Annotated in this window: 10 protein-coding genes and 1 pseudogene; 5 read left to right on the forward strand and 6 right to left on the reverse strand. The window is 66.3% G+C overall.

Going from position 1 to position 15064, the window contains the following annotated elements:
• Positions 1 to 1332, forward strand: a complete 1332-nt coding sequence (locus ABNQ39_RS34585) for an efflux RND transporter periplasmic adaptor subunit (protein WP_376967043.1) — start codon at positions 1 to 3, stop codon at positions 1330 to 1332.
• A 57-nt stretch (positions 1333 to 1389) separates the two neighbouring features.
• Here the strand turns inward: ABNQ39_RS34585 and ABNQ39_RS34590 are convergent, their stop codons facing one another.
• The 3 genes from ABNQ39_RS34590 to ABNQ39_RS34600 form a co-directional block, all read right to left on the reverse strand.
• Positions 1390 to 2169, reverse strand: a complete 780-nt coding sequence (locus ABNQ39_RS34590) for a hypothetical protein (protein ID WP_376967045.1) — start codon at positions 2167 to 2169, stop codon at positions 1390 to 1392.
• A 70-nt stretch (positions 2170 to 2239) separates the two neighbouring features.
• Positions 2240 to 2674 (reverse strand): hypothetical protein, encoded by a 435-nt coding sequence (locus ABNQ39_RS34595; RefSeq protein WP_376967047.1) that lies wholly within the window; start codon positions 2672 to 2674, stop codon positions 2240 to 2242.
• Between the two features lie 147 nt (positions 2675 to 2821).
• Positions 2822 to 3523 (reverse strand): calcium-binding protein, encoded by a 702-nt coding sequence (locus tag ABNQ39_RS34600; RefSeq protein ID WP_376967049.1) that lies wholly within the window; start codon positions 3521 to 3523, stop codon positions 2822 to 2824.
• 339 nt (positions 3524 to 3862) lie between these two features.
• On the opposite strand from ABNQ39_RS34600, the gene ABNQ39_RS34605 reads away from it, so the two are divergent.
• The 3 genes from ABNQ39_RS34605 to ABNQ39_RS34615 are packed head-to-tail and all read left to right on the forward strand — an operon-like array spanning position 3863 to position 8101.
• Positions 3863 to 4957 carry a hypothetical protein gene (locus tag ABNQ39_RS34605; RefSeq protein WP_376967051.1) on the forward strand — a complete coding sequence of 365 codons (1095 nt, stop codon included), beginning with the start codon at positions 3863 to 3865 and terminating at the stop codon, positions 4955 to 4957.
• 16 nt (positions 4958 to 4973) lie between these two features.
• Positions 4974 to 6794 (forward strand): type I secretion system permease/ATPase, encoded by a 1821-nt coding sequence (locus ABNQ39_RS34610; protein ID WP_376967053.1) that lies wholly within the window; start codon positions 4974 to 4976, stop codon positions 6792 to 6794.
• Positions 6791 to 8101 (forward strand): HlyD family type I secretion periplasmic adaptor subunit, encoded by a 1311-nt coding sequence (locus tag ABNQ39_RS34615; RefSeq protein ID WP_376967055.1) that lies wholly within the window; start codon positions 6791 to 6793, stop codon positions 8099 to 8101. Before ABNQ39_RS34610 ends, ABNQ39_RS34615 begins: the two co-directional genes overlap by 4 nt.
• A 379-nt stretch (positions 8102 to 8480) precedes the next feature.
• Here ABNQ39_RS34615 and ABNQ39_RS34620 read toward each other — a convergent pair.
• From ABNQ39_RS34620 to ABNQ39_RS34630, 3 genes and pseudogenes are all read right to left on the reverse strand, one after another.
• Positions 8481 to 9140 (reverse strand): annotated as a pseudogene (locus ABNQ39_RS34620) (IS6 family transposase); the annotation flags it as partial.
• Between the two features lie 634 nt (positions 9141 to 9774).
• Positions 9775 to 10599: a response regulator transcription factor gene (locus tag ABNQ39_RS34625; protein ID WP_376967057.1), complete on the reverse strand. Its 825-nt coding sequence runs from the start codon at positions 10597 to 10599 to the stop codon at positions 9775 to 9777.
• Complete coding sequence (locus ABNQ39_RS34630) at positions 10517 to 12808, reverse strand: sensor histidine kinase (RefSeq protein WP_376967059.1); 2292 nt, start codon at positions 12806 to 12808, stop codon at positions 10517 to 10519. The genes ABNQ39_RS34625 and ABNQ39_RS34630 overlap by 83 nt, the downstream gene beginning before the upstream one ends.
• A 374-nt stretch (positions 12809 to 13182) precedes the next feature.
• Here ABNQ39_RS34630 and ABNQ39_RS34635 point away from each other — a divergent pair, with 374 nt between their 5' ends.
• Positions 13183 to 14958 carry a sulfatase-like hydrolase/transferase gene (locus ABNQ39_RS34635; RefSeq protein WP_376967061.1) on the forward strand — a complete coding sequence of 592 codons (1776 nt, stop codon included), beginning with the start codon at positions 13183 to 13185 and terminating at the stop codon, positions 14956 to 14958.
• Positions 14959 to 15064 lie beyond the last annotated feature (106 nt).

The raw sequence follows: 15064 nt of genomic DNA on the forward strand, positions 1-15064 counted from the left end.
ATGAAGGAACCTGCGGGCATGACGGGATCGCCCAGGATCGGCATGACGAAGGTCGTGGGGGTGGCGGCAGTGGCTGCGGTGGCCGCGCTCGGTGGCTGGGCCGCCTCGCCCGGCACCGGCCTGCTTCCCGGGGGGGACACGTCCGGCCCGGCGATGGTGGCACAGGCCGTGCCGGAACATGCGCCGGGCGCCACCATCATCGCACAAACCACGCCCGTGACGGCACGCCTCTCCCTGGTCGGCACCATCGAGCCCGCCCGCACGGTGAACGTCATCGCGCCGTTCGGCGGCATGGTTCGGGACAAGCGATTCGCCTATGGCGAGCGCGTGGAGCGCGGCCAGACACTGTTCGTCATGGATTTCTTCGACTTGGATCTGCGGTTGCGCGACGCCGAAGCCGCCATGCTGAAGGCGGCACAGCGGGTCGGGGAACTGGCCGACTGGTCCCGCGGCGCCGAGGTGTCCCGCGCCCGCCGTCAGGTCGCCGGCGCGGAACGCGACGCCGCCCAGGCGCAACGGCGCGTGCGGGACGCCAAGCCACTGATCGACCAGGGCATCATCGCTCGCCAGGAATACGAGGATCTGCGCCATCAGGCGGAGGGTCAGGCCGCCGCCCTGGCGACGGCGCGCGAGGATCTGGACGCCCTGCTCCGCCGCGGCGGAGCGGAGGCCCGCCGCCTGGCGGACTTGGACCTCGCCTCCGCGACGGCCCGGCTCGCGGATTTGCAGGAGCAGCGCAGCCGCGCCACGGTGGCGGCGCCGGTATCCGGGCTGGTGTTGAAGCCGCCAGCAACCGCCCAGACGGGCGCCACCGCCGTGGAGACCGGCAGCAGCGTGACCGGAAACCAGATTCTGCTTCTGATCGCCGAACTGGAAAGTGTGGCGGTAACGGCGCGCGTGGACGAGATGGACGTCAACCGCCTGCGCGTCGGCCAGCCGGTGACGGTGACCGGCGACGCTTTTCCAGGCGGCCCGCTGCATGGGCGCCTCGCCTGGGTCGCGCATCAGGCGACGCCGGCGGAGAACGGGGCGCCGGGCGCGTCTTTCGCCCTGCGGGTGGAGTTGCCGTCGCTGACGGAGGAGCAGCGCGCGCCCGTGCGCATCGGCATGTCGGCCGCCCTGTCGATCACCCTGCACGACAACCCGGCCGGCATCGTCCTGCCGCCCGAAGCGGTGCGGCGCACCGCCGCAGGACCCGCGGTGCTTCGGCGCGATCCGGCGAGCGGTGCCGAGGAGGAGGTTCCCGTCACCCTCGGCGAGGCGACGCCGGCCGGTGTGGAAATCCGCAACGGCGTGCGGGTGGGCGACAGGGTCGTGGTCGGGCCGCCCTGAGCGGCTTTCCTCCAGCCTGCCCGGTTCCGTCACAGCTTTTCAGTCACACCTCTTCCGTCACACCTTGCTGTCGAGCAGGGACCCCTGTTTGGTCGAGGCGCGGTGGGCCTGGTCGATCTGCGCTTCGAGGCCCTTCGCCCAGGGCTGGCTCTTCAGGCTTTCCAGACTGTCGATGCGGCCTTCGCTCCGCTCGCGGGCGGGGTCGCCTTTTGCCGCGCTCAACGCGGCCTTGATGACCTTGACCAGCGGATTGTCGCTGTCCAGGTTCTCAACCGGCTGCCCGTCCCGTTCCGCAAGCATTTCATGGCTCTGCTGCATCGACGCGCGGGACATGGCCCAATTTACCGACTGCTTTTCCTCGTCGCTGACCGAGTCGAGGAATTTTGCCCCGGCTTTCATCGCGTTCGCAAGATTTCCCTGGAAGGCGGCGATGCTGGCGGGATTGGCCGAATCGATGCCCTGCGCCTGCTCCACCTGCTTTCCCATCAGGAAGTCGGCCGCGCCCTGCTCGTCCTTGCTGAACTGGCCGCCCGCATTGCTGGCGACGGCATAGAGCGCGCGACGGTCCATGCCCTGGAAGGCGGCTTCCCAGTCCTTGCCGGACGTGTGCATGTCCATGGCCTTGCCGCGCTGCTGGTAAACGGCATCGAGCGCGGCACGGGCGTCCTTGGCGACGGTGGCGAAGTCCTTCTTCACCGCGCTCCCCCCGGCGGCGGTGGCGGCAGTGGCGGTGGCGGCCCCGCCGTCCGCCGTCGCGTTCGCGCGCGCGTCCGCAGAGACTTTCGCGCTTTTAACCGTGACGGCGGTGCTTGCCACGCTCTGGCCGGAGATCATCATCGCAACATCCCTCCTTGGAAAAGAGAGGCGTCCGGCCGCCACGCGATGCGGCCGGACGCCCAGGCAACGATCAGTTCACGTTCAGCGTCACGGCCCAATCACCGTTCGAGCTGACGCTGGTGATGGTGTAGGTGCAGGTGATCCCGCTGCCGCTGGCGGTCGTGTTGACCGTCGGGTAATTCCACGGGCCGGTCAGCGAGCTGCGGAGCCGCGTGGCGACGAAGCGGCAGGAACGGCCATTGTCGGCCCGCTGATAGGTGACGCTGCACCCGTTCGACGTCAGCGAGCTTGTGGCCGTGCGGGTGGCGAACGAACCGGCCAGGATTGAGGACGGCCAGGACTGATTGAGGGTGCCAACACAGCTGCTGGTCTGGTAGGTCAAGGACACGGCGGTGTTGTCCTTCAGCGTGAGCGTCGCGGCGGATTGCGCTGAAGCCGCGCCGGCCCCCAGCGAGACGAACGACGCGACCGAAAAGCCGATGGCACCCTTGAGAATGGCGTTCATTTTTGGATCCTTTTTGCCTTTGCGGCGGCCTGTCCGGCAGATCGTTCCTGCGGCAGGCGAGCGTTGAGAATGTTTTGAAGCGGCCACCGCACCGATGACCGCCAATGGACTGGAGTCAGCGGCGAAATGCTTCGTCAGCGCGCAAGATCAAAGATTCTGCGTGACACTGTTGAACCAGTAAGTGGTTCCGCCAACGTAGAGATACTCCACGCGCCCGGCGCCCGGCGCCGTCCCGCTCCAGTAATTGTCGATGTAAACGAACTCGCTGACGGCGCTGTCCCCCACCCGCTGGACGACGAGATCGTTGGAATCGTTGGTGGAGCTGTAATAGGTCGCCCGATGGAACTCCAGGCCGGAGATATTCGTGACCCCGCCGACGTTCAGAGTGTCGTACTCCCCTGAACTGTCGGAAATGTAATCCTGCCCATCGGCGTTGAAGGTGAACAGATAGGTGTCGTTGTAAGCTCCACCGTACAAGGTGTCGCTTCCGGCCCCGCCGGCCAGGACATCCTGTCCCAGCGCATCCCCGCCGTCGCCGTAGATCAGGTCGTTTCCGGCACCGCCATAGAGCGTATCGTTGTTGTTGCCGCCGACGAGTGTGTCGTTTCCGGCCTCCCCCACCAGCAGATCGTTTTCATTGTTGCCGTAAAGAATGTCGTCCCCGGTTCCGCCATAGATGGTGTCGTTTCCGCTCCACCCATACAGCGTGTCATTTCCATCGTCGCCGGAGATGAGGTCTGCGCTGGTCGTTCCAAGCAGATCGTCATTACCCGCGCCGCCATAGAGCGTCGTCTCATCCGGGAGAGCATCATGAACATCGTTCCCGGGACCGCCAAACCACGTCGTCATTGGGTGCCTTTCCGGTAGTAGAATTTCTTGCATTTGCACGCGCCGCGATGCCGTAGCGGTGGTAGCGCTTATAAAATACGTCCAATGGGTTGTATATAGAGATTTTTACTCAACTTAGTTTGATTTCAAATCTTTTCCCGTCTTTTCATGCGGAGGATTGCATGGTTACAAGGGTTTCATTGGAAAATCCTTAGAATTCTAACGATTAGAATTCTATTCTCTTGCTCCTGCTCTTTTGACCTGATGCTATTTGATTATGAACCATAGAATTTTAACATTTCGCTAATAATCCTGTGAAAGGAATCTGCTCGGAGAGAATATCAACCGGAGGACGGGGAAATGACCATGTCTATCGATCATATCGGGCGATCCCCCGCACCGTTGTCTTCGGCAGGTGGAACCCGGCGCGCTGCGGACGCGGCGCCCTCCACCACCGCATCCTCCGTTTCGGCCGGCGCCGGCACCCCGACCGGCGACAGCGTGTCCGTGGGGAAGCTCGCCAAGGCGCTCAAAGGTCCCGCGGCCGATGCCTTCCAGTATCTGGACCCGAAGGCCCGCGGGATGCTGGAAGGGTTGGTGACCTCGGGCAAGATGAGTGCCGACGAGGTCGTCGACGGCCTGAACCATCTTGCCAAGACGGCAGGGTTCGACCGCTTCATGACGCAATCCCCGGCGACGGCAGGCGAAGCGCAGGCGGGTCAGAAAATGGCGGACCTAAGCCGGCAGGTGGGCGAGCGGGGACAGGCCGGCGACCGCGCGCTTGCCGCCATGTCCGCTCTCGACCTGGCCCACGGCAAGGGCCAGGTCTCGGACGCGGACTATGCCGTGCAGGTCAGGCAGGCGGGCAAGGCGTTCGAGGCCTCCCAGGCGAAATACGCCGATAGCGGGAACGCCCTCGAAGAGATGGGGCAAAGCATGGGCTTCGTCATTTCGAGCCGGCGCGACCGGTATGCCGACCAGCAGGGTGCGGATCAGCTGCCGACCAACGACACCCAGTCGAAGGAGTTCAAGGCTTACGACAAGCTGACGTCGATGGGTTTCGACGCGTCGGTCTACCAGTCCGCCTTTACCCGCTATGCCGCCGGGGCCGAACCGGCCGCGTCCGCGAAAGCGACCTCCCAGGCCGCCCCCAACTCCGCCCCCCAGGCCACTTCGCAACCCGATGCGCCGCCGACGCCCCCAACCGCCGCAGCCACAGCCGAACCGCGCCCCGCCGCCGACCGCTCCAACGCCGCGGCGGCCCTGTCGATGCTGCAATCGGCGCTCACCGCCCGTTCGGCGTCGCAGCAGGCCAGCCCGTTCAACGGCTCGGCGTCGGCCGGCACCGGGTCGGCGACCGGTGCGGCCGAAAGCATGCTCCAGGCACTGAAGACGGGCACCAACACTGCGGCGGCTTCGCAGAAGGCCGACCCCCGCGACCCTCAGGATGGCTGAGCGTGCGACAGCCGCCATGTCCGGCCCACTGGATGGCGTCGACGTGACGGACACGGCTGGCCTTCTGTCCCGTTGCCGGGCCCCCTTGATCTGGGCAACGGGATTCAGCCTGCTGATCAACATCCTGATGCTGGCCTCGTCACTCTACATGATGCAGGTCTACGACCGTGTGCTGCCCTCCGGCAGCCTGCCGACATTGCTGTTCCTGTCGCTGATCACCGCCGGCGCCCTTGCCCTGCTGAGCGCGCTCGATTTCTTGCGGGCCCGTCTGCTGGGCACGCTCGGCGATTGGCTGGAACGCCGCCTCGCCCCACCGGTCCTGGACCGCATGGTCGAGGCGGCGTTGCTCGGGCGGCGGGACGGGACAGCGATGCTGAGGGATCTCGGCACGCTGCACAGCGTTCTCGGCAACGGCGCCGCCTTCCTGTTCGATGTTCCGTGGGTCCCGGTCTACCTCGCGCTGATCTACGCGCTCCATCCGGTGCTGGGGCATCTGGCGGTGGCCTCCGCCCTGCTGCTGTTCGCCCTGGCGCTGGTCAACGACCGGATCACCCGCACCTGCCTGCGCGACGCAACGGTTGCCAGCAACCGCGCGGTCGCCACCGCCGAGGCCGCCTTGCGCAATGCCGAGGTGGTCGATGCCATGCATCTGCTGCCCGGGCTCGCCCGCCGCTGGGGCCGCGACCACAGCCTTGCCCTCGATGCGCAGGACCGCGCCCATCGCCGCGGTGCGGTCTTGCTCAACGTCACCAAGTTCGTGCGCCAGCTTGTGCAGGTGGTCCTGCTCGGCACCGGGGCTTGGCTGGTGGGGCGCCACGAGATGGGCGCCGGCTCCATGATGGCCTCTTCCCTGGTGGTCGGGCGCGCCCTGTCCCCGGTCGAGCAGGCCATCGGCGGCTGGCGGCAGGTCAGCGCCGGGCGGGACGCCTGGCGGCGCCTGTCCGCCGCCTTCCTGCGGCCACGGCGGCGCGTGCCCGGACTGCCCTTGCCGGAGCCGGTCGGACAGCTCACCGTGCGCAACGTCGCCTTCCGCATCGGCGAAGGAGAACAGGGCGGGGAACCGGGTGGCGCGACGCCGGGGCGGGCCGTGCTACACAACATCTCGTTCGACGCGCGGCCGGGAGAAGCCCTGGCGGTCATCGGGCCGTCGGCTGCCGGCAAATCCACGCTGGCGCGCCTGCTGGTCGGATTGCACCCGCCGCTTGCCGGGGTGGTGCGGCTCGACGGGGCGGACCTGTTCCAGTGGCGGCGCGACGACGTCGGCCGGCACATCGGCTATCTGCCGCAGGACGTGGAGCTGTTCGCCGGCAGCGTGGCGGAGAACATTGCCCGGATGGGCGACCCCGATCCCCGGGCCGTGGTGGAGGCTGCGACCCAGGCCGACTGCCACGCCATGATCCTGCGCCTGTCGCAGGGATACGACACCCAGGTCGGCGACGGCGGCGCCTTCCTGTCCGGCGGCCAGCGCCAGCGGGTGGCGCTGGCCCGCGCGCTGTACGGCGCTCCCAAGCTGGTGGTACTGGACGAGCCGAACGCCAGTCTGGACGCCGAGGGCGAGCAGGCGTTGAACCGCGCGATCACTGCCCTGAAGGACCGTGCGGCCTGCGTGGTCGTCATCGGCCACCGCCCCGGCACGCTGGCCCAGGTCGACCGCATCCTGGCCTTGCGCGATGGCCGGGTCGAAGCATTCGGCCCGCGCGCCGAGGTTCTGGACGCTCTGAAACGCCGGACGATGCATCCGGTGGCGGGCCGGCCGGCGCTTCCGGACGCTGCGGGTGACCGGATTGGACCTCCTGCGGCACCGGTGCCGAAACTGCACAGCGTGGAGCTGGAATGACCGTGGATCCCTTGGCGCGCCCGCCGGTCGGGCGCCTTGTCGCCGCAGGGCTGGCACTCTCGCTGGCGGGCTTCGGCGGCTTCTGTGCCTGGGCGGCCCTCACGCCGCTTGCCAGCGCCGCGGTCGCGTCCGGAACGATTACCGCGGACAGCAACCGCAAGGCCGTGCAGCATCTGGACGGCGGAGTCATCGCGGCGATCCTGGTGCGGGACGGCGACCGGGTCAACGCCGGACAACCCCTGATCCGCTTCGACGATCTGGAGGCCCGGTCCACCGTGACACTGCTGGATGGTCAACTCTGCTCCCTGCTGACCCAGGAAGCCCGCCTGCTGGCCGAGCGCGACGGTGCCCTGTCGCTTGCGCCGATCCCGCTCCTGGCGCAACGCCTTGGCGCCGGCGATCCGGCGGTGGCGGAGATCGTCGCCGGACAGGAACGCATCTTCACCAGCCGCAAAGCCAGCCTGGACGGGCGCATCTTGATGACCCGGCAGCGCATCGCGCAGTTGGAGGCGCAGATCGCCGGTTTGGAGGACCAGCGCCGGGCCGGGCTCAGGCAGTTGGCCCTGATCCGGGAAGAGACCGAGGCCGTCGCCGACATGGTCAACAAGGGGCTGGAGCGCAAGCCGCGCCTGCTCGCCCTGATGCGGCAGGCGGTCGATCTGGAAGGCGGACAGGGCGACCTCGCGAACCGCATTGCCCAAGCGCGCGAGGGCATCGCCCAGGCCGAGCAGGAGATCCTCACTCTGCGCGACGACCGGCAGAGCGAGGTGGCGGCGGAGTTGCGCGACGTGCAGATCCGTCGTGCCGAGACGGAGGAAAAACTGTCGGCTGCCCGCATCCGCCTGGAACGGCGCGATCTGCTTGCACCGGAGGCCGGCACGGTGATGACCTTGCGCCGCTTCGCTTCCGGGGCGGTCGTGTCGCCGGGGGAGACGGTGCTGGACCTGGTGCCGCTGGATGACCGCCTGGTGGTCGACGCCCGCATCAGCCCGACGGACATCGACGTGGTCCATACCGGGCTACCTGCCAAGGTGGTGTTGAGCGCGTTCAAGAGCCGCACGACACCGCAGCTGGACGGCACGGTGTTCCGAGTCTCTGCCGATGCGGTGACGGACGAGCGGACCGGACAGCCCTATTATCAGGCCCGCGTCGCCGTCGATCCCGGCCAGCTCGACCGTCTCCCGGAAATCCATCTGCTGCCGGGGATGCCGGTGGAAACCCTGATCGTCACCGGAGAGCGCACACTGCTGCACTACCTCGTGCAGCCCATCGAGGACAGCTTCCGGAAAGCGTTCCGCGAAGAATAGGGAGCTTGTCCCCGTTTCCCGGGCAGATTTGCGGCTGAAATAAGCTTGGCTCGGCTCTGTCACAGGAACCATTCCGACACGCGGAGATCCTGAAGTTCCCGACGGGCTCACGCCGCAGCGGTCGCGGCCTGCCAATTGGCTAGATCGGATCGCGTAAAATCGGAATCGATTTGAAGCGTGAATCCGATCGTCAAACAGAAAGCTATAGCTCCGTGCGTTTCATATTAAACGCACGGAGCTATAAGGCCTGCGCTCGAAAGGTACGCAGGGTGCGGCGGGAGACTAGAGTGTGATCGGTTCAAGCGGAAGCGCTTGAAGCGTGAATCACACGGAAAATCAAAAGCTTAGAGTCTGTCTGGTGCTTCAATAAGCATCAGACAGACTCTAGATGACGCTGGAGGTTGAAGGTGTTGTAGGTGGCGGCATGCATTGAGACGAAGCGCTGAGTGGAGCCCGGGGACTTGAACCGTTGCATCTTTCTTTCCCGTCGCCGTACCGGCTGGTGTGAGACCTCGGCCCGGTTGTTCTTTCGCCGGCCTTGCTCATGGTGCGCCGCCAGACCGATTTCACGCAAGGCAGCCCCATAGGAACGCAGTTTGTCGGTAATGATCTGGGTAGACGCGAAGCCGTGCTTCTTCAGGAGTTTGCGCATCAGCTTGCAAGCCGCGGCTTTGTCCCGGCGGCGTTGGACGAGGACTTCCAGCACCTCGCTCTCGTCGTCGACGGCACGCCACAGATACACATATTTCCCGCCGACGCGCACCACCATTTCGTCCAAGTGCAAGCGCGGGCTGGGCTTCGGCCGGAGTCGCCGCAGGTTGGCAGCAATGGTCGGCCCGAACTTCACGACCCAGCGGCGGACCGTCTCGTAGGACACCTCGATGCCGCGTTCGGCCAGCAGCTCCTCGACATCCCGATAGCTCAAGGTGAATCGCAGATACAGCCAGATCGCATGCTGGATAACGGAGGGCGGAGGGCGGAGGGCGGAAAATGGTGGCGGGCATACGAGAGCGGTGACATCAGGCGAGAATATCCTCATGACCGGCAGGCTGCCAACAGCTGCCGTGACAATGCCTCGCCATCGTCTAACCAACCGTGCCGGAAGCCGGACGCGCTCATTCGCCCGGCTTGGCGCGAAAGCTGACGGAACCCGCTTCGTGGCCATGAAGGCGCTCCACTGATTGAGCCGCCCTCAGAGCCACGACTCCTACACCGCCTCAGCTGCGGAAGACCTCCTAGGCCTTCAGCTCAGCAAGGCGCTGCAAGACGGCTTCTTCCCGGACGCTCTCCGCTCGGGCATCGGTCCAGGCGTCCCCGCAGGCGCCGCACGTGGTGACAGGGACCTGCACATCGACGGTCGCCATCAGGACATCCCCGGGTCCGTAGGGGAAACGGACCGCCTGCGTTTCCACGCTGTGGACGAGGTTTGCGCTCCCGCACTTCGGGCAGAGCTTGTCGAGGGGTTCCCCGAAGTCCGTGTTCAACAACACTATCTGTTTTCCTTTACGGGTGTCGAGCGCAGGCAGTCCCAGCGACGGACCTGCCGGCCCATTATCGCCCACCGCAGGGGAAACGCATTTGAAAAAAGAGCCAGTCTGACTGAAAGGGATGCAGTAGGGGCTTTCCCAAGTGGTGTATGGATCCCCCGCCCGGTCCCCAGCCCCGTCAGGCGATCATTGCGGCCCCGCCCTGTCGATTGCCTTGTCCGGACCGCCGATTTCCAGCACCGGGGCCGAAAACAGGTAGCCGCGGTTGTGCACCGTCTGGATCGGCGCCTTGCCGCCCATGGTGATCTCTATCTTCCGGCGCAAGCGGGAAACCAGCACATCGAGGCTGCGGTTGCCGGACTCGTCCTCGCGATAGCCCAGCGCCGCCAGCAGCGCGCCGCGCGAAACGGTCGCCCCCGGTTCGAGCAGCATGGCGTCGAGCAGACGCATCTCCGACGAGGTGACCTGCACCGTCCGGCCACGGGGGTCGCGCAGCAGCCAGTCGACATGGTCCAGCACCCACGCGTCGGCCGCCGGACTCTCCACGGAGGCGGCACGGCCCGACGCCGGGCTCTCGGTTCCGGCCGCCGCCCGTCTGGGCAGCCGGCCGACCAGATTGAGCAGGGCGGCGGCCAGTTCGCGGCAATCCACCGGCTTGACGAAATAAAGGTCGGCGCCGCTCTGAAACCCCTTGATGCGGTCTTCGGAGGCGCCGCGGGCGGTCAGCATCACCACGCCGATCTCCCGCCGCCGGCGTAGAAAGGAGGCGATCTCGAATCCCTCCTGATCCGGCAGCCCGACATCGATCACCGCCACATCGATATCCATGGTCGCCAACGCCTGGAAGAACTCCAGCGCCGTGCCGACGCCGATGGTGGTGAACCCCGTCAGCTTCAGATAATCCTCGATGCTCTCGCGCAGGTCGCCGTCATCCTCGACCAGGATCACGCGCGGCCGCATGGCGCCCGATTGATCGTGCCCGGCCATAACCGCCGGCTTCGGATCGGTCATTCCCATCTCCCTCCCCCTCTCCGGCGACAGGAGCGCCGTCGGCCCCCATGTCCAATGCCGGGATTTCAACCGTCGCCGTGGTCCCCACCCCGATCCGGCTCGCCAGGGACAGGCGGCCGCCATGCAGTTCGACGATGCGCCGGGCAAGCGCCAGCCCGATGCCGGTTCCCGGCATGCTCTGCGCCTGCTGCGACCGGAAGAACTTGCCGAACACCCGTGGCAGGTCGGCCTCGGCGATTCCCATGCCGCGATCGCCGACCTCGACACGCAGCCAGCCTTCCGCAATCGTCACGCCGATCCGCACCGGCCGGTCGGCCGGCGAGTATTTCAGCGCATTGTCGAGCAGGTTGACGAACACCGTGGTCAGCAGCGGCCGGTCGGCCAGCAGCATGACATCCGCCGCGCCCCCATCCCCCGGCCGGTCATCCCTCACCCGGCCATCTGTCGGTCGGCCGTCGGTCACGACGATCACACGATCCGGGGAGTGGCTGCGCACGATCGACAGCGCCTCGTCCAGGCACTCGGACAGGGCCATCGGCTTCCTGGTCGCCGCCAGCCCGTCGACATCGATCCGCGCACGCTGCAAGCCGACATCGACGATCTCGACCAGCCGGTGAACCGCCCGCCTCATGCGGGCGAGCGGGCGTTCAAGCCCGCTGCGGTCGCCGCCGGCCATATCGCTCCCGATCTGCAGGGCCAGCACGTCCAGGCTGGCGCTGATCACGGACAGGGGGGTGCGATATTCGTGCGAGATCATGTCGACGAACTGGGTGCGGTCGCGGGCCACCTTCCGTTCCGCCATCAGCGCCTCCTCAAGCTGGCGCGTGGCCTCCATCAGCTGCTGCGTGCGGCCGGCGGCGAGGGTCTGGGCATGCTCCTCGGCATCGCGCGCCGCCGCCAGCGCCGCCTGCTGCGCCTCCCGCCAGTCGCGCTCGGCCTGCTTGACCCGCTGGGCGAGGCTGAGTGTCATCAGCAGCATGTGGAACAGCGCCCCCGCCATGTTGCCGTATTCGACGGACTCGATCATCGGCAGAAGCCCGACATTGCGCAGCAGAAGCATCACGCCGCCGGCGAGCGGCAACAGGAAGGCCAGCAGCCACAGCCGGGCCTGGCGATGCCCGCGCAGCGCCAGCCTGAGCGACAGCAGCGCCGCCAGGATGAACAGCATGGCGGCGACGAACTGGATGACGGCTCCGATCGCCGCATAATGTCCGGCGAGCGCGACCAGGGTGCCGGCCAGACCGACCGCGACCATGACAGTGATCGTCCCCCGCAGCACCGGATTGCCCCGCCGCAGATCGAACAGCGCCCCGGTGAACAGCGCCCCGAACAGCAAGACCGCGCACAGCGCCGTCCCGATTAGCCAGTCGGCGATGCGGTGCGCGCCGGATGGCCACAGCAGGAACAGCATTCCGCTGGCCGGCAGGTTGCCCGCCAGCATCGCCAGCACGTAAAGCCCATACCAGCCATAGACCCGATCGTGCAGCCACAGCCAGAAGACGAGGTTGATGGTGCCGATCATGACGGCGATGCCGAACCAGGCGCCGAGGATGGACAGGTCCAGCGTCGCATGCGTCATGAAGGCGGACGGCGACCACAGCCGCAGACTGAGCGCCGTGGTCCGCACCGTGGCGATGCGGATCAGGATCGCCGTCTCGCAACCGGAGCGCAGGGTCACGGGAACGACGAGGGAGGGAAACGGTATCGGGCGCCCGGCATAGGGCAGGCCATCCCCCAGGACCGTCTCCACGACCGCGCCATCATCGTCACAGGCCAGCGCATAGACGCGCAGTTCGTTCAGATAGGGCGGCTTCATCTCCAGCAGACGGTCGAGCGCCGCCGGTGAGGTGGCCGGTGAGGCGGACGGCGGATAGCGCAGGCGGATACGGACCCAGGTCGCTCCGGAAACGAAGCCGCGGGCGAGGAAGCCGGGAATCGGCCGGAATGAGGCCGCCGCCGGGCCGGACCGCAGGTCGTCCAGGCCCAGCGCGCCACCCGGATCGTCCAGAACCTCCAGATGTCCCGCCAGCGACAGCGACCGATCCTCCGCCCGGACGGTCAGCGGGGCCGCCGACGGGGGCGGCTCCATCGGAACCGCCCCGACCGGCCACAGCACGGCCAACGCCACAGCCAGCACCACGGCCAGAGGACCGGCCAGAGGACCGGCCAGAGGACCGGCCAGCAGCCCTATGACGACACGCCTTCGCACCGTCCGCTCCCCCGCCTTTCCCATTGCCGGCCTGCCGGGCCGCGCAGGCTTCATTCATTGCGGGCATTTACGACCGTATTGCACGCCAGACGCATTCTTCCACAGATAACAAAAAGAACATCAAGTCATACCCATCAAATCCGCCGAGCCGTCCAATTACAATCACGAAACAATCCAAAAAACACCATTATTCACCCTGCATACTGCGGTGTGGTTAGATCTTGTGATGTTTGTTGATATAGATCACCTGTACATTTCTGGAAAACAAGCACTAGATATTTGCCGGGACCTTATTTTTCTTGAAGTAATCGACATCTACCCCTGTGCATGCTCACCAGCGGCCAGTCCCCATTCTCATTCCTGCGGAGACGGATATGGCGACCCAGACCGGCACGAAGCCGAACATCATTCTGCTGACCCTGGACGAAATGCGCTTTCCAAGCGAATTTCCCAACGGCGTCCAGTCCGCCGGGGAATTCCTGGCGAAATACATGCCCTATACCCACCGCATGCTGTGGGAGAAGGGGGTGAAGTTCAGCAATTACCAGACCGCCGCGGCCGACTGCACACCGTCCCGCGGGGTCATGGCGACCGGTCTCTACGCACAGCAGACCTGGCTGATGTTGACCCGCGCCAACATGTTCAACGCGCAGAGCACGGCGGCGCCGCAGCCATCCCTGGAGACGGCCTTCCCGACCTACGGCAAGCTGCTGCGCGAACAGGGGTACGACACGCCCCTGATCGGCAAGTGGCACATGTCGAACTACCCCGCCGGCCCGACCTCGGCCGCCGCCTACGATTACCTGGAACCCTACGGTTTCGAGGGGCTGACCATGCCGGACCCGCTGGGCCAGCCGGGCCAGGGATCGGGCGCCACCGTGGCGAGCCCCCCGCCGGTCGGCGCCGACCCGGTCCTGAGCGATGCGAACATCGTCGCCCAGGCGAATTACTGGCTGAAGAGCCGCTCGAACAGCGGCAACAGGAAGCCGTTCTGCCTGACGGTCGGGCTGGTGAACCCCCATGACAAGCAGTTCTTCTGGGCCGGCATCGAGGGCGCCGTCTATCAACAGCAATACAGGAAGGCCGGCAAGACGGCGCCGGTCGCCTACACCGGCATCGTCGCCGGCCAGTCCGACCCGCCGGACTACGGCTATCAGCTGCCGGCGAACTGGCAGCCGGCCGACGCACTGCTGGAAAGCGGGGTGAAGCTGCCCCGGCTGGGCCGGGATTTCTTCTCCTATGTGATGACCGGCGACGTCAGCGACGATCCCAACCAGACCGATTTCACCATGGCGCCCACCTCGGTGACGGACAGCGTGGTTCCCTATGCCCCCTTCGGCTATTGGACGAAGGCGCTGGACATGTACACCTGGGCGATGACTCAGGTGGACATCCAGATCGGCCAGCTGATCGGCAATCTGCCCGAGGATCTCGCCGCCAACACCGTGATCGTGTTCACCTCCGACCATGGCGAATACGCAAGCGCCCATGGTTTGCAGGGCAAGGGGTTCAGCGTCTACAAGGAATGCCTGAACGTCCCCCTGATCGTCGTCGATCCGCGCCCGGACGGCGTGGTTTCCGCGCCGGACGTCATCCGCGAACAGCTCGCATCCTCCGTCGATCTGGTTCCGCTGCTGGTGTCGATCGCCCGCGACGGCACCGAATGGATGCGGGAGGAGCCTTACAAGGCGCTCTATGGAACGCGGGCGCGCCTGCTCGACATCCTGCGCGACCCCGGTGCGCCGGGCCGCAAATACGCCCTCTACACGACGGACGAGGCGTTTCCGACCAGTTACAACTACCTGAAGGCTCCTTTCCACGCCATCGGGGTGGTCACAGAACAGGGCAAGCTCGGCACCTATGCCTTCTGGGATCCCAGCACGAACGGCGGGCAGCCCCTGAAAGCCGGGGTGGAGGTCGAGTATTTCGACTACACCGCCGCGGACGGCAAACTGGAAATGACCAGCACGGCCGACAGTCCAGCGGCGCAGGAGCTGCTCCACACGCTGATGACCACGCTTCTTCCCGATGAGCTTCAGGCGCCTTTGCCGGAGCAGTATCAGTCGGCCCAGCAGAACGCCCTGGACGCCTATTGGAAGTATGTGAAGGGGATCGACGCGGTGTCGATGATCGGCGGCCGCCGCAGCTGACGCCGCCCCCGAGGCTGGAGCGTCCCGCGGTTCACGGCCAACAGCGGACGCTCCAGCGACTTCCCCCGGCCGAAAGGACACCGGGTTGGATGGGCTAAAGTCTGTC

Origin of the sequence: Azospirillum sp. A26, from assembly GCF_042604635.1 — a bacterium.
GTDB lineage: Bacteria > Pseudomonadota > Alphaproteobacteria > Azospirillales > Azospirillaceae > Azospirillum > Azospirillum palustre.

Bases quoted from the DNA above. Each gene is read 5' to 3' on its own strand.
- ABNQ39_RS34585 (WP_376967043.1), top strand. From the start codon at position 1: ATGAAGGAACCTGCGGGCATGACGGGATCGCCCAGGATCGGCATGACG.
- ABNQ39_RS34590 (WP_376967045.1), bottom strand. From the start codon at position 2,169: ATGATGATCTCCGGCCAGAGCGTGGCAAGCACCGCCGTCACGGTTAAA.
- ABNQ39_RS34595 (WP_376967047.1), bottom strand. From the start codon at position 2,674: ATGAACGCCATTCTCAAGGGTGCCATCGGCTTTTCGGTCGCGTCGTTC.
- ABNQ39_RS34600 (WP_376967049.1), bottom strand. From the start codon at position 3,523: ATGACGACGTGGTTTGGCGGTCCCGGGAACGATGTTCATGATGCTCTC.
- ABNQ39_RS34605 (WP_376967051.1), top strand. From the start codon at position 3,863: ATGACCATGTCTATCGATCATATCGGGCGATCCCCCGCACCGTTGTCT.
- ABNQ39_RS34610 (WP_376967053.1), top strand. From the start codon at position 4,974: ATGTCCGGCCCACTGGATGGCGTCGACGTGACGGACACGGCTGGCCTT.
- ABNQ39_RS34615 (WP_376967055.1), top strand. From the start codon at position 6,791: ATGACCGTGGATCCCTTGGCGCGCCCGCCGGTCGGGCGCCTTGTCGCC.
- ABNQ39_RS34625 (WP_376967057.1), bottom strand. From the start codon at position 10,599: ATGACCGATCCGAAGCCGGCGGTTATGGCCGGGCACGATCAATCGGGC.
- ABNQ39_RS34635 (WP_376967061.1), top strand. From the start codon at position 13,183: ATGGCGACCCAGACCGGCACGAAGCCGAACATCATTCTGCTGACCCTG.